This window comes from Sorangium aterium (assembly GCF_028368935.1).
Taxonomy (GTDB): Bacteria; Myxococcota_A; Polyangia; order Polyangiales; family Polyangiaceae; genus Sorangium; species Sorangium atrum.
In genome coordinates this window covers 3,690,840-3,716,935 of sequence record NZ_JAQNDK010000001.1, presented here as the reverse complement: position 1 = coordinate 3,716,935, position 26,096 = coordinate 3,690,840, and the positions used below count along the sequence as shown (strand labels likewise).

General features: G+C 71.9%; 23 protein-coding genes. 16 read left to right on the top strand and 7 right to left on the bottom strand.

What is annotated here, in order from left to right; all coding sequences use genetic code 11:
• Positions 1-49: 49 nt before the first annotated feature.
• The 3 genes from POL72_RS13765 to POL72_RS13755 form a co-directional block, all read right to left on the bottom strand.
• Entirely contained in the window at positions 50-1,372 is a 1,323-nt protein-coding gene (locus POL72_RS13765) for a winged helix DNA-binding domain-containing protein (protein WP_272095648.1), read from the bottom strand.
• 142 nt (positions 1,373-1,514) lie between these two features.
• Positions 1,515-3,152 carry an NHL repeat-containing protein gene (locus POL72_RS13760; RefSeq protein ID WP_272095647.1) on the bottom strand — a complete coding sequence of 546 codons (1,638 nt, stop codon included), beginning with the start codon at positions 3,150-3,152 and terminating at the stop codon, positions 1,515-1,517.
• A gap of 153 nt (positions 3,153-3,305) precedes the next feature.
• Positions 3,306-3,470 carry a hypothetical protein gene (locus POL72_RS13755; RefSeq protein ID WP_272095646.1) on the bottom strand — a complete coding sequence of 55 codons (165 nt, stop codon included), beginning with the start codon at positions 3,468-3,470 and terminating at the stop codon, positions 3,306-3,308.
• Between POL72_RS13755 and POL72_RS13750 the strand changes: the two genes are divergently transcribed.
• The gene (locus POL72_RS13750; RefSeq protein WP_272095645.1) at positions 3,457-4,404 is read left to right on the top strand and encodes a glycosyltransferase family 2 protein; all 948 of its coding nucleotides are present in this window, start codon (positions 3,457-3,459) and stop codon (positions 4,402-4,404) included. The two genes, POL72_RS13755 and POL72_RS13750, sit on opposite strands and share 14 nt — an antisense overlap.
• Before the next feature lie 230 nt (positions 4,405-4,634).
• Here POL72_RS13750 and POL72_RS13745 read toward each other — a convergent pair whose 3' ends face one another.
• Entirely contained in the window at positions 4,635-5,573 is a 939-nt protein-coding gene (locus POL72_RS13745) for a UDP-glucuronic acid decarboxylase family protein (protein ID WP_272095644.1), read from the bottom strand.
• Positions 5,574-5,677: 104 nt separating this feature from the next.
• Between POL72_RS13745 and POL72_RS13740 the strand changes: the two genes are divergently transcribed.
• From POL72_RS13740 to POL72_RS13730, 3 genes are all read left to right on the top strand, one after another.
• Complete coding sequence (locus POL72_RS13740; RefSeq protein WP_272095643.1) at positions 5,678-6,766, top strand: radical SAM protein; 1,089 nt, start codon at positions 5,678-5,680, stop codon at positions 6,764-6,766.
• Complete coding sequence (locus POL72_RS13735; protein ID WP_272095642.1) at positions 6,759-7,559, top strand: SDR family NAD(P)-dependent oxidoreductase; 801 nt, start codon at positions 6,759-6,761, stop codon at positions 7,557-7,559. The genes POL72_RS13740 and POL72_RS13735 overlap by 8 nt, the downstream gene beginning before the upstream one ends.
• A gap of 61 nt (positions 7,560-7,620) precedes the next feature.
• Positions 7,621-8,508: a sugar transferase gene (locus POL72_RS13730; protein WP_272095641.1), complete on the top strand. Its 888-nt coding sequence runs from the start codon at positions 7,621-7,623 to the stop codon at positions 8,506-8,508.
• 52 nt (positions 8,509-8,560) lie between these two features.
• On the opposite strand, the gene POL72_RS13725 is transcribed toward POL72_RS13730, so the two are convergent.
• The gene (locus POL72_RS13725; RefSeq protein WP_272095640.1) at positions 8,561-9,826 is read right to left on the bottom strand and encodes an oligosaccharide flippase family protein; all 1,266 of its coding nucleotides are present in this window, start codon (positions 9,824-9,826) and stop codon (positions 8,561-8,563) included.
• A 154-nt stretch (positions 9,827-9,980) separates the two neighbouring features.
• On the opposite strand from POL72_RS13725, the gene POL72_RS13720 reads away from it, so the two are divergent.
• The 6 genes from POL72_RS13720 to POL72_RS13695 are packed head-to-tail and all read left to right on the top strand — an operon-like array spanning position 9,981 to position 15,664.
• Complete coding sequence (locus POL72_RS13720) at positions 9,981-11,396, top strand: radical SAM protein (RefSeq protein WP_272095639.1); 1,416 nt, start codon at positions 9,981-9,983, stop codon at positions 11,394-11,396.
• A complete protein-coding gene (locus POL72_RS13715) occupies positions 11,393-12,172 on the top strand; it encodes a WecB/TagA/CpsF family glycosyltransferase (protein ID WP_272095638.1) in 780 nt (259 codons plus the stop codon). Before POL72_RS13720 ends, POL72_RS13715 begins: the two co-directional genes overlap by 4 nt.
• The gene (locus POL72_RS13710; RefSeq protein WP_272095637.1) at positions 12,169-13,335 is read left to right on the top strand and encodes a DegT/DnrJ/EryC1/StrS family aminotransferase; all 1,167 of its coding nucleotides are present in this window, start codon (positions 12,169-12,171) and stop codon (positions 13,333-13,335) included. The genes POL72_RS13715 and POL72_RS13710 overlap by 4 nt, the downstream gene beginning before the upstream one ends.
• Before the next feature lie 24 nt (positions 13,336-13,359).
• A complete protein-coding gene (locus POL72_RS13705) occupies positions 13,360-13,986 on the top strand; it encodes a YdcF family protein (protein WP_272095636.1) in 627 nt (208 codons plus the stop codon).
• A 2-nt stretch (positions 13,987-13,988) separates the two neighbouring features.
• Complete coding sequence (locus tag POL72_RS13700) at positions 13,989-14,399, top strand: hypothetical protein (RefSeq protein WP_272095635.1); 411 nt, start codon at positions 13,989-13,991, stop codon at positions 14,397-14,399.
• Complete coding sequence (locus tag POL72_RS13695; protein ID WP_272095634.1) at positions 14,396-15,664, top strand: MFS transporter; 1,269 nt, start codon at positions 14,396-14,398, stop codon at positions 15,662-15,664. The genes POL72_RS13700 and POL72_RS13695 overlap by 4 nt, the downstream gene beginning before the upstream one ends.
• A 154-nt stretch (positions 15,665-15,818) precedes the next feature.
• On the opposite strand, the gene POL72_RS13690 is transcribed toward POL72_RS13695, so the two are convergent.
• Positions 15,819-16,721 (bottom strand): NAD-dependent epimerase/dehydratase family protein, encoded by a 903-nt coding sequence (locus POL72_RS13690; protein ID WP_272095633.1) that lies wholly within the window; start codon positions 16,719-16,721, stop codon positions 15,819-15,821.
• Positions 16,722-16,813: 92 nt separating this feature from the next.
• On the opposite strand from POL72_RS13690, the gene POL72_RS13685 reads away from it, so the two are divergent.
• The 4 genes from POL72_RS13685 (at position 16,814) to POL72_RS13670 (ending at position 22,543) form a co-directional block, all read left to right on the top strand.
• Positions 16,814-17,749: an AraC family transcriptional regulator gene (locus POL72_RS13685; protein ID WP_272095632.1), complete on the top strand. Its 936-nt coding sequence runs from the start codon at positions 16,814-16,816 to the stop codon at positions 17,747-17,749.
• 381 nt (positions 17,750-18,130) lie between these two features.
• The gene (locus tag POL72_RS13680; protein WP_272095631.1) at positions 18,131-20,902 is read left to right on the top strand and encodes a serine/threonine-protein kinase; all 2,772 of its coding nucleotides are present in this window, start codon (positions 18,131-18,133) and stop codon (positions 20,900-20,902) included.
• Between the two features lie 463 nt (positions 20,903-21,365).
• The gene (locus tag POL72_RS13675; protein ID WP_272095630.1) at positions 21,366-21,812 is read left to right on the top strand and encodes a hypothetical protein; all 447 of its coding nucleotides are present in this window, start codon (positions 21,366-21,368) and stop codon (positions 21,810-21,812) included.
• Positions 21,809-22,543 (top strand): ferritin family protein, encoded by a 735-nt coding sequence (locus POL72_RS13670; RefSeq protein WP_272095629.1) that lies wholly within the window; start codon positions 21,809-21,811, stop codon positions 22,541-22,543. The genes POL72_RS13675 and POL72_RS13670 overlap by 4 nt, the downstream gene beginning before the upstream one ends.
• 84 nt (positions 22,544-22,627) lie before the next feature.
• Here the strand turns inward: POL72_RS13670 and POL72_RS13665 are convergent, their stop codons facing one another.
• Positions 22,628-23,293, bottom strand: coding sequence for a TetR/AcrR family transcriptional regulator (locus tag POL72_RS13665; protein ID WP_272095628.1), 666 nt, complete (start codon positions 23,291-23,293; stop codon positions 22,628-22,630).
• A 100-nt stretch (positions 23,294-23,393) separates the two neighbouring features.
• Between POL72_RS13665 and POL72_RS13660 the strand changes: the two genes are divergently transcribed.
• Positions 23,394-24,746: an alpha/beta hydrolase family protein gene (locus tag POL72_RS13660; protein WP_272095627.1), complete on the top strand. Its 1,353-nt coding sequence runs from the start codon at positions 23,394-23,396 to the stop codon at positions 24,744-24,746.
• Positions 24,743-25,780, top strand: a complete 1,038-nt coding sequence (locus POL72_RS13655) for a DUF6268 family outer membrane beta-barrel protein (RefSeq protein ID WP_272095626.1) — start codon at positions 24,743-24,745, stop codon at positions 25,778-25,780. Before POL72_RS13660 ends, POL72_RS13655 begins: the two co-directional genes overlap by 4 nt.
• The last annotated feature ends 316 nt before the right edge of the window (positions 25,781-26,096 follow it).

Below are 26,096 nucleotides of genomic sequence, written 5' to 3'. Positions count from 1 at the left end.
TAATTCTCTCGCCACAATGCCACTAAAATGAGGGGGGCAGCTGGCGGCCTCATCTCGTGGCCTTCGCCCGCGCCGCAGGCGCCTTGGCGGCTCCGCCGCTCTTCGCCTTCGCCCGCGCCGCAGGCGCCTTCGCTGCACCCCCGCCTTTAGCCCGCGCCGCAGGCGCCTTGGCGGCTCCGCCGCTCTTCGCCTTTACCCCCGCCGCAGGCGCCTTGGCGGCTCCGCCGCTCTTCGCCTTCGCCCGCGCCGCAGGCGCCTTCGTGGATCCATTCTTCCCGAAGCGCACCTCGAACGCGCCGGCGTCCTCCTCCATGAATCGGAGGAGCGCCTCCCCTTCCTCGGCGAGCTGCTCGCGCGCCGCCTTGCCAAGGGCCTCGAACGGCTCGAGCACGAGCGCGGCCGTGGCCTTCTTCCGCTCGATCGTCCATGTGCCGGCCACGAACCCGTCCACGAGGAACGTCGGCAGGATCCGCAGGTTGGCGGACATGACGATCCGCGGGCGATGCTCGTCCGCGATGACCCGCGTGCGGTCGTCGTGCGCGAGCAGGAGGTTGTCGTAATCGGGGAGAAACCGGGCCGGCGCGGCGGTGTCCGCGGGCGGCCGCGGCGCGTCGGGCAGGTCGAAGAGCTCCCGGCCTCGCTCGTCGCGGAACACGCAGAGCTGCTCTCGCAAGGCGTGGAGCACCTCCTTGACGCGGGTCAGGCCGGACCACGTTTGCACGTCGGTCGCTGTCGCCGGGCCGAACGACGCGAGATAACGCAGCACGAGCGCCTGCGGCGCGCCGCCGTCGCGGAGCGGTTTGCCGAGCCAGGACGCCGCCGGGGCGAAGTCCGCCGTTCCCGGATATGCCCATGGGGTCTCGGCCGGCACCTGGACGACGGGCAGGTGCATGCGAACCGCGAGGGCCATGGCGCGCACGTCGCCGTCGGCGTGGAGCTCGGCCAGGTGATCGCGCAGCTCGTCCATGGTCCGCGGCTCCGCGTCGAAGTACGCGCGCGCCAGGGCGACCAGCCGAGCGATGTCGAGGGCGTCCGCGCGCTCGCGGAGGACCGACCGCATCCCGGCGTGGAGCACCGGCGCGATGACCGGGTGCAGATCCAGGTAGTCCCTTGCGCTCACGAGGTGCAGCGTGCCGCGCAGGAACGGCGCCCGGACGACCTCGCGGCGCACGACGAGCTGGACGAGCTGCTCGCGCCGGAACGCCGCCAGCCGCGACCAGAGCCCGATGAAAGGAGGCCGCGCCAGCTGGGCCTGGAGGGCGATCAGCCGCTCGATCCCGTGGACGACCGACGTTTGCTCCCGCGCGAGCAGCATCTGCCGCGCGAGCGTGGCCCGGTTGAGGTCTCTTCGTGTCAGCGTCGGGACGGTCATGCAGCCCGCGAGCTTACGCGAAACGGGGCTCATCCTCTATGGGTCGCCTGCTGCTCCTGGCCAGAGCAGCAGGTCGCGAGCCTCACGTCTGGATTCAGGGGGCGAGGACGAACGAGGACAGCGCCTCCTCGTCGCGATTGGGTCAGAATCGATAGAGCACGTTGCCCTTGTCGCCAGAGACATAGATCGTCCCTGACGGGCCCACGGCGACGCTGCTCAACGCGTAGGTCGGCACCGTCCCCGTGACCGCCTCGAGCCCCACCTTCAGGTACTTTTTCACGACCCAGGTGTGCCCCGTCGACGGGTCCACGCGCAGCAGGCGGCGCTTCCCGACCTCCACGACGAGCAGGGTGCCGTCCAGATCGACGGCCATCCCCTCCGGCTGATCCAGGCCGTCGGCCACCACGAGCGGCGGAGAGAGCGTCACGCCCCCCGCCGCCACCTGGAGGACCTGGCCCGTGGCCCAGTCTGCGGCCCAGAGGTCGCCTCCCGACACCGCGAGGCCCGAGGGCACGGTCATCGGCGCGAGCGTCACGGGGCCGCCGGCCGTCTGGCGGGCGACGCGCGCCGCGCCCGGCCCCGCGCCGAGCTCGGCCACCACGAGATCTCCCTGGAACCGGACCGCGTTGAGCGGCGAGACGAAGTTGCTGTACGTCTCGAGGACCGTCGCCGTCGCCGGGTCGTAGGTCTGGACCACGCTGCTGAACCACGCGGTCAAGATCAGATTCGAGCCGTCCGCCGACACCGTGGCAGGCGCGTGAAACTCCGATTGACCGAGGAACGACCGCTCGACGCCCAGCGGAGCGCCCGTGTCCCCGTCGAACTTCCGCAGCGACGACAGATCGGCCACATAAACCGATTCGGCGCATCCTTCGGTCGTCACGGCCACGCCGCCGGGCATGATCGTGCCGCCCTGCATGATCGTGCGCGTCTGGCCGTTCGGCTTGATCCGGACGATGAAGCCGTCGCTGGCGCTCGACACGTAGAGATTGCCCTGCGGGTCGAAGGCGAGGTTGTCGAGCCCCGGCGTGAGCTCCGCGATGACCTCCTTCTCGCCCGTCTCGATGTCGACCCGCACCACCTCGCCGTTCTGATCGACCACGTGGAGCCGACCGAGCCCGTCGAACTTGGCCGCCGCAGGGATGAAGAAGCCGTCCGCGACCGTCTGGAGGTCGCACTCCACGTCCGGGTCGACAGCGCCAGTGCAGGAGTCCACATCGATGCTGATCACCCTGCCTTGCGTCCAGATCGGCCCGTACAACCTGCCGTCGGGCCCCCAGTCCATGCCGTTCAGGAAGCCGAGGTTGCTCGCGATGTGGCGCGGCGGAGCCGACAGCTCCGGATCGACCTCGTAGAGCCCGTCACCGAAGAAGTCGAGCGCCACGAAGAGCCGCCCCGTATCGGAGAACGTGATGGGGTTGACCCCCGGCGCGACGAACTGCTCGGTGATCGCGCCCGACGGCGCGTGCCTCACGACATTGCCAGGGATGAGCGAGGTCCAGTAGAGCGAGCCATCCGGGCCGAACGTGAGGTCGTCCGGGCCATCGATCCCGTCCGACGCGTCGAGCCGATCCACGATGGCTCCGCTGTTGCGGTTCACGATGGCGATCTCATTGCCAAGGAAGCTCGCGACGTACAGCCGACCATCCGGCCCCACATTCATCCCATTGGTGCCGTGCATCGGCGACCCCTCGGCGAGGATCGGTCGCTTCGCATGCGCCGGCGGCGAGGCTGCCAGGAGCACCGTGCCAGCGAGCACGAACGCAAAAAGCCTGTGCATAAGCTCTCCTTTCAGCGCCGCACCTGGACCGGCACACCTAAGGATCACGATGACGTCAGGCGCGAGACCAGCGCGACGGCGCGAACCTCCGGCGGACTTTGTAGTCACGCGGGGTTGTTCTTACGCTAACATAATCAGGAGCCTTACCCAAGCCTAAATTTCGTGCAATGGGTGCGACCGCGTCGGCATCGCCGGCGCGACCGCCATCGTCGCCATCGTCGCCATCGTCAGTTCCTGGGTGGCCATCCCGCGCGGCGCGCGCCGCGTGACACCCGAGCCGGCGTGGTGGTATGCGTCGGAGTCGATGGCTGCCAGCATCTGCCTGCCTGCGTACAACGAAGTCCGCACCATCGAGGCGACCCTCACCGAGCTGTCGCGGCTCGGCCCCGAGGTGGACGAGATCCTCGTCTGTCTCAACGGGTGCACGGACGGCACCGAGCGTGTCGCCGAGGCGTTCCGGGAGCGGGAGCCGCGGCTCGCCGTCATCGAGAGCGAGCTCGGAAAGAACAACGCATGGAACGCCCTCGTGGCCCGGGCGCGCAACCGTCGCCTCGTGTTCACGGACGCGGACGTGCGCCCGGCCGAGGGCTCCATCTCGGCCCTGCTGCGCGCCCTGGAGCGCTCTCCGCGCGCCGCCGTCGCCGCGGCGTTCGAGCAGCCGCGCGGGGCGCCGCCCCCGCCGCTCGGCACCGTCCTCCGCCTGCTGACGACCAGCCTCGGTCAGGACTACATCTCCGGTCGCCTCTATGCCATCGATCGCGATCGGCTGGGCGCGGTGATGGCCGAGCGTGGGCTCCTGCCTGCCGGGACGCTGCCTCGGCTGCCCGTCGACCTCGTGACCGAGGACTCGTGGCTCACGGCGCTCGTCGCCGGCGATGCGCTGGTCGTGGTCCCCGAGGCGCCCATCCACTTCGAGGTGGACAGCATGGCCGACGTGGTCCGCGCGCTCGCGCGCAACGCCGCCGCGAGAGAGCAGCTCCGCTCGAGCTACCCGGAGCTCCACCGCCGCGACGGCGCCCGCCTGCTCTCGGCGCAGACGGCGGCGAAGATCCTCCTGGACCGGCTGAGATCGGCGCCGGGGCCCGGCGCGGTCACGCGCGGGCTCGGGGGAATGGCCCTCAGGGCCGCGATCCACCGCGTGCTCGGACAGCGGATCCGGGCGCAGCGCGATCGCATCCTGGCGGACGTCAGCGCCGGCCGCGGCGGGCGCGTCATGGCCACCTCCGGCCGCCTCCCGTCGAAGGGCGGCTGAGCGCCTGCCCCGGCTGGGCGCCTCCAGCGCGACAGGCGGGTTAAACCCGCCAGAAAAGAGCAGAATTTCGAACCGCCAAGCGCGCCAAGGACGCCAAGACGCCAGAACATTTTCTGCTCTTGGCGTCCTTGGCGCCTTGGCGGTTCATTTCACGTTCGCTCGACGTGATCGGCGTTCGTGCGGCTGAGCTTGTATCCCGCGAGCCTGCTCCCCGCGCTCGTCGCCGGACGTCAGACGCGCGGGCGGAACCAGTCGATCGTGCGATCGAGGCCCGAGTCGAGATCGACCACAGGGCGCCAGCCGAGCAGCTCCGTCGCCCGGGAGATGTCGGGCCTGCGCCGCTGGGGATCGTCGATGAGGCCATCGCTCATCGTCAGCTTCGCGCGCCCGCCGGTCTTGCGGATGATGAGCTCGGCGAGGTCCTGCATCCTCGTCTCGGCCGGATTCCCGAGGTTGACCGGCCCGGTCAGGTCCTTGGCGTTCATCACGCGGACCAGCCCCTCGATCAGGTCGCTGACGAAGCAGAACGAGCGCGTGCGGTGGCCTCCGCCGTACAGCTCCAGCGCCTCGCCGCGCAGCGCCTTCACAACGAAGTTGGCGATGACCCGGCCGTCGTTCCGGTCCATGTTCGGGCCGTAGGTATTGAAAATACGCACGATGACGGTATCGACGTTTCGGGTCTGGCGGTACTCCCAGAAGTACGTCTCCGCGACCCGCTTGCTCTCGTCGTAGCAGGCCCGCGGCCCGATGGGGTTGACGTTCCCCCAGTAGTCCTCGTGCTGCGGGTGGACGAGCGCGTCGCCATAGACCTCGGAGGTGGAGGCCTGCAGGACCCGGGCCCCCAGGTCCTGCGCCAGGCGGAGGACGTTGATCGCGCCGAACACGTTCGTGTTGAGCGTGTGCACCGGATCGGCCCGGTACTTCACGGGCGACGCCGCGCAGGCCATGTTGTAGATCTGCTCGACCTCGAAGCGGAGCGGCTCGCTCACGTCGCAGCGGTGCAGCTCGAACCGCGGGTTCTTCAGCAGCGGCCCGAGGTTCTCGTCACGCCCCGTCACCATGCTGTCGACGCAGATCACGTGGTGCCCGTCGGCCAGAAGCCGTGCGCAGAGGTGCGACCCGAGGAAACCAGCCCCACCCGTGACCAGGATTCGCTTGCTCGCACTCATCGGAAAAATACCTCCTTGACGCGCTGTTCGGTAAAGCTCGGGGCCGTGGCACCGTGATCGGTCGAAGGATCTCTACCATAGGAAATAGTAATTACAAAGACCGGATGACATCTGGAGGCGAGTTCCTTAATATGCCGAGCGTGCACCGCTCGCCTCGCTACCTGGGTTCGCTCGTCCGCGCAAAGCTCGCCCGCGAAGCGCGTCCGATCTGGGTGGATGTGTGTGTTACCAATCGATGTCATCTGAGCTGCGAGTACTGCTACGGCGACTACCACCACCGGCAGGACGACATCGGACAGCTCAAGGTCGAGCAGCTGTGCGCGATCGTGGACGAGGCGGCGGCGCTGGGGACGGCGGTCCTGACGCTCACGGGCGGCGAGCCGATGCTGCACAAATCCATTGGCCGCATCATCGAGCGGGCGGTGAGCCGAGGGATCTCGGTCGGAATGGTCACCAGCGGATTCCGCGTCAAGGAGCGCGTGGATGAGCTCGCGAACCTGAGCTCGATCGTCGTGAGCGTCGACGGTCCGGAGCCGATTAACGATCTGAACCGCGGTCAGGGGACCTTCGCCGTGGCCATGACGGCGCTCGAGGCGTGCCAGGCGCGCGGCATTCCGCGCATCGTGAAGGCGGTGCTGAACCGCCGGAACAAGGACCAGGTGCCCTGGCTCCTCGATCTGGCGGGCCGCTTCGGCGCGCGGCTCGAGGTCGTCATGAGCTACGCGCCGCAGTCCGATCGGCAGCTGCGCGTGCACGGCGACAACTCCCTCGACGCGGGCGAGCGGCAGGCCCTGGCGGACGCGCTGCTCGAGCAGAAGCGCCGGGGGGCGCCGATGGTCTTCCGCGAGCGCGTCTGGGAGAACATGGCGCGCTGGTGGCAACACCACGACGCGGATCGCGTGACCCGGGAGGAGCGGCGAGAGCGCTTCCCGTACCTCCCGTGCAGCGCGGGCAGGTACTACGCCTTCATCGACGGCGACGGCCGCATGTACCCGTGCAACCAGCGGCTCGCGGACTTCCCCGCCAGGAGCGTGCTCGAGGTCGGCGTCCGGGCCGCGTGGGAGCACCTGCGCGATCACGGCTGCTTCGCCTGCGCGGCGCCGTGGCTCAACCAGCAGCACCTCGTGAGCAGCGAGAAGCTCCTCGCGCGCAGCCTGGGGCGCGATCTGCTTGCGCGGGTCGCGCGTGCCTGAGCGGACGCTCGCCATCGTCGTGCTCGGCGGCTCCCGCGGGATCGGGCGGGCCATCGTCGCGCGCGCGCTCGCGGAGGGGCACCGGGTGTTCGCCGGCGCGCGGGACGAGCGGGCGCTCCTCGCATTGCAGCAGAGCGCAGCGCCCGAGGGCGCGGGCCGCCGGCTCGGCACGGGCGCGGTGGACGTCGGCGACGACGCCTCCCAGCGCGCCTTCTTCGGCGCGGCGCGCGCTTTCCTCGGGGGGATCGACGTCGTCGTCAACAACGCCGCCCGGGAGGGCTACGGGCGCCTCGACGAGATGGCGCTCGAGGACGTGGAGGCGATCGTCCGCACCAACCTCCTCGGCGTCATCCTCGGCTGCCGGCACGCGGCGCAGGCGATGGGGGACGGCGGCGGCCACATCATCAACGTCGGCTCCGAGGTCTCGTTCCGCGCCGTGCCCATGAAGAGCGTCTACTGCGCCACGAAGTTCGCCGTCCGTGGCCTCAGCGACGCGCTCGAGCTCGAGCTCGCGCCCCGGGGGATCCGGGTCTCCCAGGTGCACCCCGGCTGGGTGGACACGGGCCTGCACGAGGACGAGCGGCGGCGCCGGGGGTCGGTGTCCCGGCCGCACGACGGCGGCGTCCCGGTGGACCGGGTCGCCGAGAGCGTGGCCGCGCTCTGGCGCGAGCCGCGGGCGCAGGGCGGCGCTCCGCTGCGGCTCCGCCTGCGCAGCGTGGTGGGAGAGCTCTTTCCGGCGTGGGCGCGGTGGCGGACGCGCCGGGCGTTCGGGGAGCAGCTGAGAGAGGGCTGAGGCGAGACGGCAGGGCGGGGGACCGCCGCGACGCCGGACCGGAGACCACCAGGAGGTTTTCTTGACCGTTGCAACGACGTCCTTCGCTCAAGGTGCAACCGCGCCGCCTCCTCCGGCGGATCCGGGCGCCCCCGTCGTCGTCGAGGGCCTCGACGCGGTGGGGGACGTGCTGCACCGGGCGCGCGAGCGGGCGCAGGCCGTCGCGATCGCCTCGCGGGACCTCGAGTGGCTCGCGGAGCGCCTCGGCCTGTCCGAGCGGACCGCGGAGGGGCTCCCGGTGGTCCGGTTCGGCTCGGGCGAGCGGGGCGGCCTCGACGCAGCGGCCACCCGGGCCGTCGAGATGCTCGTGGCCCTGTCGGTGCTGCTCGGGGGCGCGCCGCTGTGGCTGACGATCGCGCTGCTGATCCGCCTCGAGTCCCCGGGCGGGGCGTTCCACGTCGCTCCGCGCGCAGGGCTGCGCGGGAAGCCGTTCCTGTTCTTCAAGTACCGGACGATGCGGACGCGGCGCCGGGACGGCGAGGACAGGAGCGACGCCGCGCGGCTCTCGGTCATCCGCGGCGAGATCCCCGGCTTCGTGCGCGACGATGGGGTCGTCATCCCCAAGCACCCGAGGGATCCGCGCATCACGCGGCTGGGCGGCGTCCTGCGCTGGCTGTGCCTCGACGAGATCCCCCAGCTCCTCCACGTCCTCAAAGGCGACATGGCCCTGGTGGGGCCGAGGCCCTATCCGATGGCGGAGTACGACGCGCTCAAGGCGTGGCACCGCCTCCGCACCGACGGCCGTCCCGGGATCACGGGCCTGTGGCAGGTCGTGGCGCGCAACCAGGTGACCTTCGACCAGAGCGTCATCCTCGACATCTACTACCTGGCCAACGCCAGCTTCTGGGGCGACCTGAAGATCATGGCGATCACGCCGCTGCGCATGCTCTTCGGCGTGGGGAGCTACTGACGTGGCACGCCGGGCGATCGACGACGCCGCGAGAGGCCCGCTCCTCGGCCGCTCAGGAGGCCCCGAGGTGGTCCCTGACGCGAAAGAGGACGATCACCTCGCCGGCCACGAGGCCGAGCGTGACCACGAGCTTCACCGCGGCCGCGCCGGCGGCGCCGTGCGCGGGCACCGCCCACAGGTCCCCGGCGGCGATGAGGAGCACGGTGGCCGTCCAGAGGGCCGCGTACGGGCGCTGCTGGCCCGCGGCGAACAGCATCGGGCCGATGGCGAGCTCCGGCACCATCCACACGAGCGCCGTGGTCAGGAGCTGCAGCGGCAGCACGGCGCTCGCGTAGTCGGGGCCGAACACGATCCGGACGAGCGGCCCGCCGATCCACCACACGACGGCGCTCATGAGCGCGCCCGCGGCCATGAGCCCGACGAAGGTGAGCGTGGCGAGGCGCCTGCGGGCGCTCGCGGAGCGGCTGGCGACGAAGGCGGGGAAGACCGCCGCGCGCACGACGCCCGGCAGCATCATGGCGCCGCCGATCATGCGCTGGACCGCGCTCATGTCGCCGACCGCGTGGGGGGTGCTCATCCAGCCCAGCATCAGGAGATCGAGCTGGAAGTAGAGGGGGCTGGCGAGCATCACCACAGCGAGCGGCCCGGCCTCGCGGAGGAAGCCCTGCGGCAGCGCCGCGCCCTCGCTGGACCACTGCCGGCGCTCGAGCAGCTGGGCGGCGAGGGTCAGGGCCAGCGTGAGGGCGACCAGGTGTCCCGCGACGAGGCTCCACGCCAGGCCGAGCGCGCCGAGCCCCGAGAGCAGCGCCCCCGTCCCCAGGCCGAAGGACGTGACGGCCATGGTGACCGCCACCATCACCTCGCGCTCCATCCGCTGGTGCCCGCGGAACACCTGGTTGAGCATCTCGACGAACGAGGCCATGAGCCACGCGGCCGTCAGCAGCCACACGAGCGTCCGGCGCGGCGAGGCCGCGCCCGCGAGGAGGCCGACAACGAGGCCGACGGCGCCGGCGGCCAGCGTCACGGCGAGCTTGAGGCGCACGAGCGGGCCGATGGGAGCGCCGGGATCGCGGGCCACCTCCCGCGCGATGAACAGGTGAAGGCCGAGGTCCGCGAGCTCGCCGAGCAGGAAGCCCACGGCGAAGGCGTAGCTGTAGTCGCCGAAGCCCGCCGGCCCCAGGAGCCGCGCGGCGACCACGGCGAGGAGCATGCGGACGCCGCGCGAGACGAGATCGCTCGCGGTCTTCAGCGCCATGCTGCCCGAGACGCTTCGCCTCGCCGGCGGCGGGGCGTCCTCGCGGAGCGCCGACGACGTCATGGATCGAGGAGATCCCTCACCGGAGGTCGCCGCGCGCGCATGCCGCTCCCCTATCGCCCCGATCGCGGTGCGGTTCAACTTCCCGGCAGCAGTCACGTGAAGCGGCAGGGCGCCGCGCGCCGTGCGTGAAGGATCGAATCCAGGAGAGGACCACGTGAAGACAAGCACGGATGGCAACGTTTCGTTGGTGCAGCTCAGGCGAAAGGAGTCGCTGGTCTCGGCGGACATCGAGCCGCCGGAGATCCTGCTCGAGCGAGCCCTCGCCCTGGCGGTGCCGGCCGCGCGCCCGGCCGCCGCGCCGCGGCCCCACGGCAAGACCCGAGCGCTCACGCGCCGCGGCGTGCTGTGGCTCGGGCAGACGTGCAACCTGCGCTGCCACTTCTGCTACTTCCTCGATCGGATCGAGGACAAGGAGCACCCCGAGCACCCGTTCATGTCGCTGGAGAAGGCGCAGGAGATCTGCCGGACCCTCGTCGAGTTCTACGGGAACGACGCGATCGACATCCAGGGCGGCGAGCCGACCATCTGGCGCGACATCCACGCGCTGATCCGGTACTGCGCCGGGATCGGCCTCGCGCCGACGCTCATCACGAACGCGCTGGTGCTCGACAAGCGCGACAAGGCGCAGCAGTTCAAGGACTCCGGCGTCGCCGACTTCCTCGTCAGCGTCCAGGGGCTCGGGAAGGCGCACGACGCGGCCGTGGGCGTGAGCGGCGCGCACGTGCGCCAGATGCGCGCGCTGAACCACCTCATCGCGCTCGACGTGCCGTTCCGCGTGAACTGCGTGATGTCCAAGCTCGCGGTGCCGCAGCTGCCGGCGATCGCGAAGCTGTCGGTGGAGCTCGGGGCGCGCGCCGTCAACTTCCTCGCCTTCAACCCCTTCGCGGATCAGCGCAAGGAGGGCGCCCGCACCGCGGAGAACGTGCCTCGTTATGGCGACCTGCGGGGCCCGCTCGACGAGGCCCTGGACGTGCTCGCGCAGGCCGGCGTCGAGGCGAACGTCCGGTACCTGCCCCACTGCATCGTCCCCGAGCGCCACTGGCCGTCTGTGTACAACTACCAGCAGCTCTCGTACGACCCGCACGAGTGGGATTTCGCGAGCTGGACCTGGACCAACAAGGGCCCGCAGCGGATGCGGGCCGGCGCGGTGTCGCCGCCCGTCCCGCTCGGCGCGCGGCCGCGCCTCGGCCGGCTCCGGCAGCCGCTCCTCCGCCTGGCGGACGCGATCGACCTCCGGGGCCGGATGCTCCGCGCCGACACGGACCCGCGGCTCGGCCCCATGATGAGGAAGCTGGAAGGGCTGTCCTACAAGCTCCTCCGCCGCCGCGGGGATCGCGATGAGGCCTACCGCCACGACGCGCTGAACCGCGTCGAGCACAACGGCTACCAGAAGGGCGCGGGGTGCCAGCGGTGCGCGCTCCGCGACATCTGCGACGGGTTCCACGGCGACTACGTCGCGATGTTCGGCACCGACGAGGCGCGACCCGTCCTCGATCGCGAGCCGGTCACCGATCCTCGCGCGTTCATCAGCGCGCAGGGCAAGGTGGCGCCGGCCAGGGGCGAGGCATGACCGTCGCTGCGCCCTCGAGCGCGCCCCGGGTCGACGTCCTCGGCGTCCCCGTCACGCGGCTCTCCTTCGAGCAGCTGCTGCGCCGCCTGGACGAGGCGTTGCAGGCCGAGCGCGAAAGGCCCGACTACTACACCTACGTCAACGCGTACTGCGCCACGCTGGCGGCGCGCGAGTCGCCGTACCGCGCCTCGGTTTCCCGGGCCGACGTCGTGTACGCCGACGGCATCGGGGTGGTCTGGGCGGCGCGGCTGCTGGGCGGGCCGTGCCCGGAGCGCATCAACGTTGGCCCGGTCGAGCTGGGCCGGATCGCGGACCTCTGCGCCGAGCGCGGGGCCTCGGTCTTCCTGCTCGGCGGCGCGCCCGGGATCGCCGACGAGGTCGCGCGCCGCCTGGCCGCGGAGCGCCCGGGGCTCCGGATCGCCGGCGTTCACCACGGGTACTTCGCCCCCGACGAAGAGGCGGCGGTGGTCCGGGAGATCAACGGCTCGGGCGCCGCCTTGCTCATCGTCGGCCTCGGCCCGCCCAAGCAGGAGCTCTGGGTGAGCCAGCACCTCGGGGCGCTCCAGGTGCGCGCCACCTGGTGTATGGGGGGGCTGCTGGATCAGGTGGCGGGCGCCGTCGCGTACCCGCCCGAGTGGGTGCGCCGGAACCACGTCCAGTGGCTCTACCGCCTGGCGGTCGAGCCCCGGCGGCTCTGGCGGCGGTACCTGCTCGGCATCCCGGAGTTCATCGGCCGCGTCGTACACCAGCGCCTTCGTCCGGAGAGACAAGCATGAGCGACCAGCGACCCTTCATCCCCATGGTCTTGCCGCAGGTGGACGAGCCGGACGCGATCGCGGCGCAGATCGCCGACGTCCTGCGCTCGGGGCGGCTGAGCAACGGCGGCCCGCTCGCGGAGGGCTTCGAGCGGGCGATCGCGGCGTTCCTCGGCGTCGAGGAGGCCGTGGCCGTCTCGAACGGCGCCGTCGCGATCAGCCTCGCCATCGAGGCCGCGGCGGTGCGGCGGGGCAAGGCGATCCTGCCGGCCTTCACCTTCATCGCGACGCTCAACGCCGCGTTGCACGCGGGCTTCGAGCCGGTCTTCTGCGACGTCGACCCGGAGACCTGGACGCTGGATCCGGGGCACCTGCGCCGCCTGCTCGCGGAGCACGGCGCGACGCTGGTCCTCCCGGTCAACGTGTTCGGCGTCCCGCCCGATCTGGCCGCCATCGCGCGCGAGGCCCGCGGCGCGGGCGCGGCCGTGATCTACGACAACGCGCACGGCATGGGCACCGAGACCGCGAGCCGGGAGGCCGAGGCGCTGCTCACCGCGACGACCTACTCGCTGCACGCCACCAAGGTCCTCGTGGCCGCGGAGGGCGGCGTGGTCGTCTCCCCGGACCGGGAGGTCAGCGCGGCGATGCGCCGGCTGCGCAACCACGGGCTCGCGCAGCCGCTCTCGGCGTCGGTCCCGGGGATGAACGCCAAGCTGGACGAGCTGCGCGCCGCCCTGGCGCTCGCGTCGCTCCGCCGGCTCCCGGAGGCGCTGGCCCGCAGGCGGACGTACCTCGACCGGCTGCGCGCGGCCCTGTCCCGGCACCCGCAGGTGTACCGCGCCCAGCGCATCCCGCCGGGCGTGACCCCCAACGGGCAGAACCTCGGGGTCGGGTTGATCGACGCCCCGATCGACGACGCCATCGCGGCCTTCGCGCGGCGCGGCGTCGAGGCGCGCCGGTACTTCTACCCGCCCCTGCACGCGCTGGACTGCTTCCCCGCGGGCGTCGCCCTCCCGAACACGGACCGGCTCTGCGCGGGCCAGGTCTGCCTGCCCCTGCACGGCCGGATGAGCGAGGAGACGCTCGAGCGCGTCGAGGCCGCCATCCACGGCGTCGCGGAGGAGCTGGAGGCGCGGCGGCTGCTCGCGCGCTCCTCGAGGCCCGCCCTCCTGGGCGCGACGTAGGGGCGGCTCCAGGGATCCGACGCCATGCGCATGGAAGGAGCGTGGGACCGCCTGAGCACCGCGGCCGGCGTGATCGGGCTCATGGCGTTCGCCGTCGCCGCGTTCACCCCGGCGGCCGCGCCGCTCGATCGCTGGATGGCGTCGCCGCCCGACGCCGGGCAGGCCGACGCCGTGGTCGTCCTCGGCGCGGACGTCGATCCGGACGGGCGGCTCCCGGAGGATTCCCTCCGGCGCGCCGTCGAGGGCGTCGCGCTGTACCGCGGGGGGCGAGCGCCGCTCGTTCTGATGCTCGGCAGCCGCAACGGGCCGGCCAGCGAGGCCGAGTCGCGCGCTCGCCTCGCGCAGGGCCTGGGCGTCCCCCCGTCGGCCCTGCTCACGGAGCCGCGCGGGCTGACGACCGCGGTGGAGGCCCAGCGCAGCGCGGAGCTCCTGCTGCCCAGGGGCGCAAGGAGGATCCTGCTGGTCACCGGCGCGCACCGCATCGTGCGCGCGCGCCGGCTCTTCGAGCGCGCGGGCTTCGAGGTCCTCGCCGCGCCCGTCCCGGAGGGGTCGCCGGCGTCGAGCATCCCGGGGGAGCGCCTCTCGGCGATCGGCCGGCTGCTCCAGGAGCTCGCGGCGCGCGCTCTCTCGCGGCTCCGCGGGGAGGTGTAGCGGTGTCGGACGCGCTCTACATCCTTGGCGTCGTCGCCGCCACGTCCTGCGTGGTCTATGCGGCGGGGCGCCGCCGGGGGATGCGCGCCGGGCTCCTCCCGCCTGCGCTCCGGCGCGCGATCCGCTGCGTGGGCGTGTGCCTCCTGTTCTGGGGCGGCAACGTCGCCGTCGGTACGGCGGTGGCCCTGCTCGTGCGCGGCCTGGGGCTCGGGTTCATCTGGCTCTACGTCAACACCGATGTCTCCGTCCTCGTCCTCTCCGCGCTCCAGGCGCTGGCCTTCGAGTCGTGGCGCATCGAGCACGAGCGCGAGCGCGCGGCCAGCGCCTCGCGCGCCGACGATCCCCCCGGATGCCCGGCCGCGCCGGGGCCGGCACACGATCCCCTGCATGGGGCAAAAGGAGTGAAGCGATGAGCACTGCAGCCGTGGAGGAGCGTCCGGTCTCGAGCCGGTGGAGCGACCGGGCGCTGCGCCAGACGGCCGGCTACTACGGGCTCTTCATCTGTCTGGGCCTCATCACGGCGATCACCGGGCCGACCCTGCCGGACCTGGCGCGGCAGACGGGATCGAGCGTCGGGGACATGGGCTCGCTGTTCCTCGGCGGGGGGGTTGGTTACACGCTCGGTACGCTCTGGGGAGGCAAGCTGTTCGATCGCGTGCACGGGCACACCCTGCTCGGGGGAGCGCACCTGCTCGCTGCAGCGTGCCTCGCTATCATCCCGGCCGTCCCGTGGTTATGGCTGCTCGTGGTCCTGGCGTTCTGCCGGGGTCTCGCGGAGGGGTTTGTCAACACGGGCGCGAACGCGCTGCTCCTCTGGACGCACGGGGAGAAGGTCAGTCCGTACATGAACGGGCTTCACTTCTGCTTCGGGCTGGGCGCGTTCGTGTCGCCGCTCCTCGTCGCGCGCGTCCCGGGCGCCTGGGGCGGTTACCACGCGGCGTACTGGGCCGTGGCCGCCTTCTCGGCCCTCGTCGCCCTGGGCGTGCTCTCGATGCGACACTGCCCCGAACCCCGGGAAAAGGACGGGAAGGACGCCGCGGCGAAGGGCGCGGGTCGCTCGCTGCACCTCCTCCCGGTGCTCGTCGCGGTGCTGTACCTGTTCGCCTACGTCGGCGGGGAGATCTCGTTCGGGAGCTGGATCTACACCTATTCCCTCACGCTGGGCGTCGTCTCGGCGACCGGGGCCGCGTACCTCACCTCGGGGTTCTGGCTCTCGTTCACGATCGGGAGGCTGCTCTCGATCCCGGTGGCGATCCGCTTCACGCCACGGCAGGTCATCCCCGTGGGGCTGGGCGGCTGTCTCGTGCTGTCCGCGATGATGCTGCTCCTGCCGCCCACGAGCGCGCTCCTGTGGGGTGTCGCGCTCGGCCTCGGGCTCTTCATGGCGCCGCTCTGGCCCAGCGGCTTCACGCTCGCGGGGCAGATCGTGCCCATGACGGCGTTCGTGACCGGGCTCGTGCTGGTCGGCGACAGCCTCGGCGGCATGGTCCTCCCGGCCCTCACCGGAAAGCTGATCGAGGGGGTGGGCCTGGAGAGGCTGGCCTACTCGCTGCCGATGCTCGTGTTTGGGAGCGTCGTTGTTTGTGCCTTTTCTTATCTCTGTCTGCTCGCCCTCGACAGGAGGCGAGGAGGGGAGGCGCCGGCGGCGAGCGCCGCGCGCGACGGCGCTGCGCCGTGAGGCAGCGATGGCTGTGCGGCTTTGGGAGCACACCTGACAAAGAGAAATTGAACAGGGAGGCGGGGAGATTCATCGGAGTTCAACTCCCCGTCTCCCTGTGAATTTTCAAAAAGTCGAGAGGATGCTTCAGGGCGGGCCTCTCCTCATGTCGCCCTCACGGCACCTGCGGCGCGGCTCGGGGTGTCCGATACCCCTGCGCTGGGTCGCGCAGGGCGCCGCAGACGCCTCCGAGCGCCTCTCCGACCTCCGGCGACCAGCCCAGGCCGCGCAGCCTTGTCGCATCGAGGGCGGCGTCCATGGCCAGGAAGCCGGCGAGGGGGCCGTGCGCTGCGAGGGCCTCCGCGAGGCTCCACGAGCCCACGGGGACCCCGGCGGCGTCGCCTATGGCCGCGAAGAGCGCCGCCATGGGCTCGGGCGACGCCTCGGCGGCGTGGAATACGCCCCTCGCGTCCGACTCCAGCAGCATCGCGTAGGCCACCGCCAGATCCCGCACGTGGACGGTGGACCAGCGGTTCTCGCCATCGTCGATACAACGCGCCACCCCCGCGGCGCGCGCGCCATACACCAGGCCCGCCACCGGACCTCCGCCGTCGCCATAGACGATGGGCGGCCGCACGACCAGGCCGCGGACGCCCGCCGCGCCGAGCACGCGCGACTCGGCCGCCACGAGCCACTCGAGCGCTCCGCCGGGGTTGACGCTCTCGTCCTCCGGCACGGGCACCCGCGACGAGCGCGCGCGCGGCGCTCCGGTCGTCGTGATGAAGACGCCGCCGCTCATGGCCGAGAGCATCGCCGTGACCGCCGCCTCGTCCGTGGTCGGGCGATCCTCTCCTGTCGTCGCCGCGGTGTGCACCACCCCGTCGCCGGCCGCCGCCGCGCGCGCGAGCACGTCGACCTGCGACAGATCCCCCAGGATCGGCTCCGCGCCGGCGGCGCGCACCTTCGCTGCCGACGCGTCGCTCCGCGCGAGCCCGCGCACCCGGTGCCCGCGCGCGACCAGGGCGCGGGCGACCGCAGATCCGATGAAGCCGCTCGCGCCGGTGATGAAAACGTCCATGGTTGCCTCCTCGTGAATCGGTGGCTGAACCATGGCGACGGACCGGGGGACCCTCCATGTGATAGGGTCCAGCGCTCTTTTGTGATCGTCCAATGCCCGATGTCCTGACAGCGCTGCTCCGCCACGTGCGCATCGAGACCAGCCTCTTCGGCCGCGTCGAGCTCGGCGCGCCGTGGGGGGCCCGTATCGGCCCCCGGGAGATCGTCCTTCTCCACCACCTCCTCGAAGGCGAGATGTGGCTGGAGCTCGACGGCCGAGAGATCCGCGTCGGCCAGGGCGATCTGCTGCTCTTGCCCCACGGCGTCCCGCATTGCCTGAGGCACCGGCCGGGGGCAGCCGTCGTCGACGAGGAGCGCTGGCTCTCGCCTCCTCGGCCGGGCGTGCAGTCGGTGCGGCGCCGGCTGGGCGGCGACGGCGCGAGGACGGTGGTGCTCTGCGCTGCCATGCACGTCATAGGCGCCGGGCGTTCGCTGCTGCTCCGCGCGCTGCCCTCCGTGGTCCTCCTCGACGGCGGGGCGGGTGAGCCGGTGCCCGGCCTCGGCCGGCTCCTGGACGGCATCCGCGACGAGGTGCGCGGCCGGCGGCCGGGCGCGCCGGTCATGGCCGCTCGCTTCGCGGAGCTGCTCCTCCTGCAGGCCATCCGCGCGGAGCTCGAGCGCCCCGCGCCTCCTGGCTCCTTCCGCGCGGCGCTCGCGGACGAGCGCGTCGCCCGCGCCCTGGACGCGCTCTACCAGGCCCCGGCCCGCGCGTGGACCGTGGCCTCGCTCGCGCGGGAGGCCGGCATGAGCCGCTCGGGCTTCGCCCTCGCCTTCCGCGAGCACGTGGGAGAGGGCCCCCTCCGCCACCTGACGCGCTGGCGCATGGAGCTGGCGAAGGAGACGCTGCGAGAGCGCCCCGGGCTCGCGCTCGCCGAGGTGGCGTCGTCCGTGGGTTACCAGGACGAGGCGGCCTTCAACGTCGCGTTTCGCCGGGAGGTCGGGGTCCCGCCTGGGGCGTACCGATCCAGGGACCGCGAGCCGGGATACTGAGCTTCAGCGAGCGCTGCGTCTCTTTGCTCGACCGCCCTATCTGGTGAGACGATGTCCTTGGGGCCACGGCGTTATGGCTCGGCAGCCGTCGAGCGAGCGGATGGATCGGGACGCATACGCGATGAGCTGTGGCGAGACTGAGAAATTGCCTCACGTGCAGCCCTTTTCAGCGGGCAAATTGAACAAGAAGGGCGGGGGCGATTGGCCGTCGGGCGCATTGTGGTGCTGTTCGTCGCCCAAAGATATTTGCAGGGATGCGGGAAGAGCCTTGCACTTGCAAACGTGTCCTCGCTTTACCGCCTTCCTGTTGGGCTGACAGCACGTCGGGCGCGTTCGTTTCCGATCTGGACAGGGGGGGGCGGTCGGGTAGCGTAGGCTGCCATGCGTATCGCATCGAGAGCGGACCTGACGCAGGGCCTCGAGGCGACCCAACCCGCTGCGGGAAAAGACTCTCCGCCGCGTGAGGGCTCTCCGCCGGGTGAGGGCGACGAGCGCGAAGGCGACGAGCGCGCACGGCAGTGGCGTCCAGGCGCCGTCGTCGCCGGCCGGTACCGGCTCGATCGGCTGCTCGGTGAAGGGGGCATGGGCGTGATCTGGGCCGCGAGCCACACGCTGACTGGCAAGCCGTTCGCGCTCAAGTTCGTGAAGGGCGGGGCCGTGCGCGGCGCGGTGGGCAGGCGCCTGCTGCGCGAGGCGAAGCTCGCGAGCAGCGTCCGCCACCCCAACGTCGTCGAGGTTCACGACGTCGAGATCGAGAGCGGGGCGCCCGTGATGGTCATGGAGCTCCTGTCCGGCGAGTCGCTCGCAAGCAGGCTGCGTCGCGAGCCGAGGCTGCCCCTCGGCGAGGTAGCCTCCATCTTCCTGCCGGTCATCTCCGCCGTCGGGACGGCGCACGCGCTGGGCATCGTCCACCGCGACCTGAAGCCGGAGAACATCTTCCTTGTCGACGGCTCGAGCGAGCGGGTCAAGGTCCTCGACTTCGGCATCGCGAAGCTGATGGCCACGAGCGGACAGGACGCCCAGACAACGGGGCTCACCGAGAGCGGGACGAGGCTTGGTACGCCCTGCTACATGTCGCCGGAGCAGACGTTCGGAGACCGACAGATCGATCACCGTACCGACAACTGGTCGCTCGGCCTCATTCTTTACGAATGCCTCTCGGGCGTGCTCCCGACCCGGGCCGACAACGTCGGCCAGGTGTTCAAGATCATCGTGACAGGCGCGATTCCCCCGCTCGAGAAGGTCGCGCCCGACGTGCCCCGGGAGCTCGCCAGGGTGGTTGGCCGGTTGCTGTCGACGGACCGCCAGGCTCGGCTCTCCGACCTGAGCGAGGTCGCTCGCGCGCTCGCGCCGTTCGCGCAGGGCGCGGCGCCGAGCTTCGGCGTGCCGGAGCCGCCCGCATTGGGCCTCTCCGAGCCGCCCAGGGCGCCGGGCGGCGAGGCGGCGGATGGGGACGTGGTGGACCCCCTGGCCGCGACCGAGCGCCTCGGCGCCGCGGCGCGTCGCGATGAGCTCCGCTCGACCGGAAGACGCCTCGGCTTGCGGGCGGCGGCCTGGAAGATCGGCCTCGCCATGGCGCTCGCGGCCGTCATCGCTGGGGCGCTCGCGCTGCGCGGAGGGCCTCGTCCGGTCGGGGCGACCACCGTTCCCGGGCCGCGCTCCATCACTACGGCGCTCGCCCTGTACAGCGCCGCGCTGAAGGCCGCTCGCGATGCCAACGAGGGCAAGGCGGTGGACGGCCTGCGGCAGGCGATCTCCGTCGATAACTCCTCTGCCGAGGCGCACCTTCGCCTCGCGATCTACGCGCCGGAGCCCGCCGAAGCTCGGGAACACTATCAGCGCGCAGAGGAGCTGAGCGCCGCGCTCGACCCCCGCGATCGAGCGCTCCTTGCGGCCATGGAGCCCGCGCTCGGCCGCGACCCCGCGGATACGGCGCGCTGCGCGGAGCGGCTGACCGCGCTCACGGCGCAGCACCCGTATGATCGCGACGCGGAGATGTTGGCCCTCCTCGCGCGTTGCGCGCTGCGATCGGACGTCCATACCAGCGTCGCTGCGGCGAGGCGGGTCATCGGCATCGACCCCGAGTACGCGCAGGGATGGGCCACGCTGGCGCAGTCGTTGTGGCAGCTCGGGAGCTTCAACGACGCCACTGCCGCCATCGACCGGTGCCTCGCGATTTCGCCCACCGCGGCCAGCTGTTACGAGATCCGGAGCGAGCACCACAGCGCGCTCGGACGCTGCGCGGACGTCGAGGAGGACCTGTGGCTCACGCGGCCCACGACGAGCGGAAGGGGCCGGCTGCTCTTTCGCAGGCTTGCGTGGTCGAGCTATGCGCAAGGGCGCTCTCTCGACGCGGTCCGCGAGGCGATGCGGCAGAGCCGGGTCTCGCTGCCGCACAAGGAGCGGCGCTATACCGCGCTGCTCGACGAGTCGAACCTGAACGCGATCCAGGGCAATTTCTCGCAGGCCGAGGAACAGCTACGGCAGGCGCGCATGTACATCAGCGCGGAGTCCAGGGGGCACGCCGATGTCGTCCGCGCGCTCATCGATGTCTGCCTCGAGACCGATCGCAGGCGCGAGGCAGCGGACATCGCCAAGACGTGTCTTGACAATTACAGCGCCTGCGCCGGTGGCTCGCCGGACCTCTTGCGGGTCATGCTGCATGCCGGCCTCATCGCCAGGGCCGAGTTCCAGGAGAAGGTGGACGAGCTCCTGTCGCGGTCGAGCGTGCAGGGGGCGGCCGACCCTGCGCGCTCCGCCGTGGTGCAGGCCTACGCGCGGTGGATCGAGCACCCCGAGGAGGCGGCGGAGGCCGTCCCCGTGCTGCCGCTGACCGCGCTGATGAGCAATCAAGTCGGGCAAGAGGTCCAGGCGGATGTCGGCGCGGTCTTTTACCTCGCGGGCATGCCTCTCCATGCGATCCCCACGCTTCGCAAGGCGGTCACGACGTGCGATATGCTGGGCTGGCCCGTAAGGTACGTCCGCTCGTTCTGGTTTCTCGGTCAGGCCCTCGAGCAGATGGGCGAGATCTCCGGCGCGTGCGAGGCCTACGCGAGCGTGATCGAGCGCTGGGGGAACGCCAGCCCGCGCTCGGTGACCGCCGAGCAGACGCGGGCGAGGATGAAGGCGATCGCCTGCGGACCGGTCGAGTGACCGCTTCCGCTCTTCGTGCCGGGGTCCGGCCATGGGAACCGGCGGCGCCATTGTTCTAAATTTCAGTTCAATGATGTGCCGAAAATGCAGATTCTCTTCGCTGTGCTGCGCGCCTACACTGGTGCACATGGGCCGAGAGCTCGGCTCGCGCCGCGCCCTGCGGCAAACGACCTATTTTACTGGAGGAGAACTTATGCGTGAGGAGACGAGGCGGGCAGCATTGCGTGCAGCAGCAAGGGTCGCGCTGGGAGCGCTGGCCTGTGGCGCCCTGGCGGGCTGCAACGGACGTTACGTCTCTGGTGGGCAGTCGTCACCGCTGGATCCCGACGAGGAGATCCCGGCGGAAGTGCCGGACGCCCCGCCGCCCGCCGGCGGCGGTGCGACGGCCGGAGTCGGTGCGACGACCGGAGTCGGTGCGACGACCGGAGTCGGTGCGACGACCGGAGTCGGTGGGGGAGCGTCGATGGGGAGTGGGGTCGTTCCGACGCCCGATGAGGGGGGCGCGGGGGGCGCGGGCGGCTCCGGGGGCTCTCCGCCTGCTCCGGCCGGGCTCGCGTGCGCCGAGCAGGTGAACCTCGACGACACGGAGGCTCGCCCTCGCGCGGAGCTCGACTGCTGCCTCGACTACACCGCGCAGCGCGTGCCCGCCCCCGGGACGGGGATCTCCGAGGAGCAGCGGGCGGCCCTCGCCGGAGACACCTCCTTCGTGAACTGCTGCACGGCGCTGATCGTGGGCGTGGGCGCCGACGCGATCTCCTACAGAGAGGCCGAGCCCGTCCGGCAGGTCTGCTGTTTCGGCGACGTGGTCGCTCCCGAGGCGGAGCTCTACAATGAGAAGTACTGCACGCCCTGGGGCCCCCCGGTCCCGCCGGCGCTCGACGCCTATGATGCCCTGTCGGAGGTCGCATGAACGCCGCGACCCTCGATCTTCGCGGCGAGGCGCGCGCGCGTGCCTTCGACGTGAGCGGGTACCCCGCGGCGCTGTTCCCGTCGGCGATCGGCACCTGGCACGCGCGGATGGTGAACGAGCACGCGTCGTCGGCCGTGTTCGAGGCGCTCGCAAGCCAGCTCGCCGGGGCGGGCTTCCCGCCGGAGCTCGCCGACACATGCCGGGGCTTCGCCGACGAGGAGCGCCGTCACGGGATCCTTTGCGGCGCCGTGGTGGAGGCCCTCGGCGGGACGGCGACCGCGAGCGTCCCGGAACGCCCGGAGTTCCCCCTGCACCGCGACGCGCCCCCCCGCGCCGCTGCGCTCCGCAACGTGATCCACATCTGCTGCATGAGCGAGACGGTGGCCGTGGCCCTCATCGGCGCGGAGCGGCTGGAGATGCCGCCCGGGCCGCTGCTCGACCTGCTGACGGGCATCTATGCCGACGAGGTCGGACACGCCCGCTTCGGCTGGCGCCTGCTCGAGCAGGTCGCGCCGGAGCTCTCCTCGGCAGAGCGGCAAGCGATCGAGCGCTACCTGCCCGTCGCGTTCCGGCACCTCGTGCAGCACGAGCACGCGCACCTGCCGGCCCACGACGCCCCGCCGGACGGGGAGCAGCTCGGGCTGTGCAGCGGCCTGAAAGCCCGGGTGTTGCTCGATGAGACCATCGAGGAGGTCATCCGCCCCGGGCTTCGCCGCTTCTTCGATTGCTGATCTCCGGCGCGCTCGCCCGCGCCGCCGGGACGCCCCCGGCGCCGAGGCCCGCCCCTCCAGCGGGTGCCCGCGATCCCCCGCGGATCACCCGCGCTTCTGCGGCCTGCCGCGGGGCGGCGCGGGCGCCGCCGGCTCCGGGACCGCGGCGGGCGCCAGCGTCTGCCGCGCCAGCTCTCGCGCGTAGGCGAGGCGATCGGCCGGCGAGCCGAGCGCGCTCAGCCCCTCGTAAAGCCCCGCGAAGAACGTCGGGAAGAAGACCGCCGAGAGCGCCGCCACCACCCGGCGCGCCGCCGCCCGCTCCTCGAGCCCCGGCACCGCCGCCCGGACGAGATCGCGCAGGCGCTCCATCACGGGCGCGAAGAGCTTCGGGAAAGGACCGCTGTAGTCGTCCGCGTGAAACGCGTCGTGCAGGAGCGCCCTGCCCACGTTCGGGTACCGCATCCCGCCCTCGAGGTAGTAGCCGAGCAGCCCACTCAGCGCCTCCAGGGGATCACCCGGCATCCGGGCGAGGAAATCCTCGCTGTCCGACAGCATGTTCCGGATCGACCCCTCGAGCGCCGCCGCGACGAGCGCCTCCTTCGACCGGAAATAGTAGTTCACCGCGGCGATGTTGACGCCGGCCGCCGCCGCGAGCTTCCGCACCGTCAGCTGCCCGATGCCGTGCTTCTCGATCTGATCGATCGCAGCGACCACGAGCCGCTGCCGTGGATCGAGATCGTCCGCAGGGGCGAGGGGGTCACGGTCGTTCATACAATTGTTTGAAACATACCTTGACGATGCGGCTGGCGGGCGTCAATTCTTGAAACACATGTTTGAAACATCAGTTTCATCAGGCGCCGGAGGTGCACCGATGGTCGATCGGCGGAGGTTTCTCACCCACACGGCGATCGCGGGGGGCGCGGCGGCGCTCGGGTTCGCGTCGGGCCGCCGCGGGGTCGATCAGGAGGTCGCGTCCGCGCGGTTCCACGGCGACGACACGCTCGGGCGGGGCCAGGCGGCGCCCGTCTGGCACCGGTTCAAGTTCATCGGCCAGCCGGTGATGGACGCGCAGATCGTGTTCTGGCTCGGCCTCGCGTCGATGGGGCTGACCGACGTCGGCGAGGTGCTCGACACCGCCACCCGCATCCTCCCGGGCGACGAGCGCTCGTGGTTCGACCAGTGGCTGGCCACCGCGAAGCGGGTGCAGGGCTACGGCGAGGAGGCGGAGGCCCGCGGCCATACGCGGAGCGCCGCGTCGCACTTCCTGCGCGCGGGCGCGTACTACCGGGCCGGGCTGATGCGCTACGCGGACCGCTCCGACCCGCGCCTGGTCGAGGCGACGATCGCGGGGCTCGACCTGCACGGGCGGGCGCTCCGCATGCGGGGCTACGACTCCCGGCAGGTCGACATCCCCTACGAGAACGGCGTGCTCCACGGCCGCGTCCATTACGCGCCCGGGGTGGCGCGCGCGCCCGCGATCGTGCTGCAGCAGGGGCTCCACGCGTGGCCCGAGGACACCATGTGGGTCATCGACGGCGCGCTCCAGCGGGGCTACCACGTCCTCTCGTTCCACGGCCCGGGGCAGGGCGCCTCGCTGCGCCTCCACGGACACCCCTTCCGGCCCGACTGGGAGGTCCCCGTGGGCCGCGTGCTCAACTTCGCCGAGCGCGACGAGCGGCTCGACGCCGGCAGGTTCGTCCTGATGGGCCTCTCGTTCGGCGGCTACCTCGCGCCGCGGGCGGCCTCGCGCGAGCGCCGCCTGCGCGCCCTCGTTGCCAACCCGGGCGTCGTCAGCTGGCGCGACGCGATGCTGCGCCACTTCGCGTCGATGCCCGGGCTGCTCGAGCTGCACAGCCGCGGCCCCGCGGCCTTCGACCGCGCCATCGACGCCGCCTCGGTTGTGCTGCCCGACGCGCGCTGGTACTTCGACGACGTGACATGGAAGCACGGCGTCTCGACGCCGCACGAGGTCATCGACGAGCTCCGCAAGTACGACAACGCCGATGGCGTCGCGAGCATCCGCTGCGAGACGCTGATCATGGAGGGCAGCGCGGAGGACGCGTCTCCAGGCGAGTCGGAGCGCCTCTACGGCGCGCTCACGTGCCCGAAGCACATGATGGTGTTCGACGCGGGCACGGCGTCGCAGGTCCACTGCCAGGGTGGCAACCAGCTCCTCGCCCAGGCGCGGCTGTTCGACTGGCTCGACGAGCGGGTGGCGCGATGAGGCCGGCCGATCGCGCCGCCGCGCGCGCCACGGACGAGCGTCGAGGCGGGGGCCCCTCCCGCCGGGGCGCGCGCCCCCCGCGGCTCCTCGCCCTGGCGCCGCTCCTCGCGGTCCTCGCGCCGGGCGCTGCGTGGGCCCAGCTCCCCGATCTCGTGGACCTGAGCGCGCAGTACATGCCCGGCGCGGCGATCGAGGACCCGCGCCCCGTGCGGGCACAGGTCTCGTCGTACGAGGTCAACGCCAACGTGCCGATCCCCCTCGGGGAGAGGACGTTCCTGATCCCGGGGGCGACGTACCACGTCGAGGCGGTCTCGTACGCCGGCACCTCGCCCGGCTTCGACGAGCTCCGGGCCTTCCACGCCGTCGATGTCCCTGTGCTGTTCGTCCAGCTGCTCCCCCACGACTGGTCGCTCTCGCTGCGCGTCGCGCCGGGGCTCGCGGGCGACTTCGAGGCCGTCGACGGCGGGCTCGTCCGCGTCAGCGCGCTCGGGCTCGTGACCCACACGCTCTCGGACAAGCTCGTCCTCGGCGGCGGCGCGCTCGCGTCGTACAGCTTCGGCTCGTTCCTCCCGCTGCCGGCCGCGTACGTCGACTGGACGCCGAGCCCCCTCTTCCGCGTCGAGGCCTTCCTGCCGGGCTTCGCGGCCGTGAAGCTCATCTTCTCGGATCGCGTCGAGGTCGGCCTGCGCGCGGACCTGGCGGGGAACGCCTACGCCGTGCGCGACCCGCGCGTGAGGGGCGCGTGGCCGTGCGCTGCCCAGCCGGCCGACGACCCGGCGACCGAGCAGGACGAGCGGGCGGCGCGGCCCGAGGAGTGCACCGATCACATCGCCTACTCGGTCGCGACCGCCGGCGTGACCCTCGGCGTGCGCGCGTTCGCGTCGGTGTGGCTGAACGCCCAGGCGGGACACAGCCTGTTCCGTCGCTACGAGCCGATGAACGACGAGGACGACGGCATCCCCGGAGGCGGGCAGAGCATCCCGAACGTGCTCTTCTTCCGCGCCGGCGTGACGTGGCGCATCCCGAAGAGCTGAAGCGCGACTCACTGCCTGGCGCACCGCGCGAGCGTATAGCTGCACACCGGATGGCCGCCGCCCGCCGGACCGTTGAAGACGGCTCGACGCCGGTGCATCCTCCGCCTTATGCGCCCGGGAGAGGTCATCGACAGCCGCTTCCAGCTCGAGCGCGTCGCGGCCTCCGGGGGGATGGGGACGGTCTACCGCGCCGTCGACCGGGCCACGGGGGCGCAGGTCGCGCTCAAGCTCCTCGGCCAGCCCGACCGGAGCGCCGCGCACCGCTTCGAGCACGAGGCGCGGATCCTCGCCGAGCTCGATCACCCGCGGATCGTCC

Coding starts and splice junctions, on each gene's coding strand:
- POL72_RS13765 (WP_272095648.1), bottom strand. CDS start 1,372: ATGACCGTCCCGACGCTGACACGAAGAGACCTCAACCGGGCCACGCTC.
- POL72_RS13760 (WP_272095647.1), bottom strand. CDS start 3,152: ATGCACAGGCTTTTTGCGTTCGTGCTCGCTGGCACGGTGCTCCTGGCA.
- POL72_RS13750 (WP_272095645.1), top strand. CDS start 3,457: ATGGCTGCCAGCATCTGCCTGCCTGCGTACAACGAAGTCCGCACCATC.
- POL72_RS13755 (WP_272095646.1), bottom strand. CDS start 3,470: ATGCTGGCAGCCATCGACTCCGACGCATACCACCACGCCGGCTCGGGT.
- POL72_RS13745 (WP_272095644.1), bottom strand. CDS start 5,573: ATGAGTGCGAGCAAGCGAATCCTGGTCACGGGTGGGGCTGGTTTCCTC.
- POL72_RS13740 (WP_272095643.1), top strand. CDS start 5,678: ATGACATCTGGAGGCGAGTTCCTTAATATGCCGAGCGTGCACCGCTCG.
- POL72_RS13725 (WP_272095640.1), bottom strand. CDS start 9,826: ATGACGTCGTCGGCGCTCCGCGAGGACGCCCCGCCGCCGGCGAGGCGA.
- POL72_RS13715 (WP_272095638.1), top strand. CDS start 11,393: ATGACCGTCGCTGCGCCCTCGAGCGCGCCCCGGGTCGACGTCCTCGGC.
- POL72_RS13710 (WP_272095637.1), top strand. CDS start 12,169: ATGAGCGACCAGCGACCCTTCATCCCCATGGTCTTGCCGCAGGTGGAC.
- POL72_RS13705 (WP_272095636.1), top strand. CDS start 13,360: ATGCGCATGGAAGGAGCGTGGGACCGCCTGAGCACCGCGGCCGGCGTG.
- POL72_RS13695 (WP_272095634.1), top strand. CDS start 14,396: ATGAGCACTGCAGCCGTGGAGGAGCGTCCGGTCTCGAGCCGGTGGAGC.
- POL72_RS13690 (WP_272095633.1), bottom strand. CDS start 16,721: ATGGACGTTTTCATCACCGGCGCGAGCGGCTTCATCGGATCTGCGGTC.
- POL72_RS13685 (WP_272095632.1), top strand. CDS start 16,814: ATGCCCGATGTCCTGACAGCGCTGCTCCGCCACGTGCGCATCGAGACC.
- POL72_RS13680 (WP_272095631.1), top strand. CDS start 18,131: ATGCGTATCGCATCGAGAGCGGACCTGACGCAGGGCCTCGAGGCGACC.
- POL72_RS13675 (WP_272095630.1), top strand. CDS start 21,366: ATGGGGAGTGGGGTCGTTCCGACGCCCGATGAGGGGGGCGCGGGGGGC.
- POL72_RS13670 (WP_272095629.1), top strand. CDS start 21,809: ATGAACGCCGCGACCCTCGATCTTCGCGGCGAGGCGCGCGCGCGTGCC.
- POL72_RS13665 (WP_272095628.1), bottom strand. CDS start 23,293: ATGAACGACCGTGACCCCCTCGCCCCTGCGGACGATCTCGATCCACGG.
- POL72_RS13660 (WP_272095627.1), top strand. CDS start 23,394: ATGGTCGATCGGCGGAGGTTTCTCACCCACACGGCGATCGCGGGGGGC.
- POL72_RS13655 (WP_272095626.1), top strand. CDS start 24,743: ATGAGGCCGGCCGATCGCGCCGCCGCGCGCGCCACGGACGAGCGTCGA.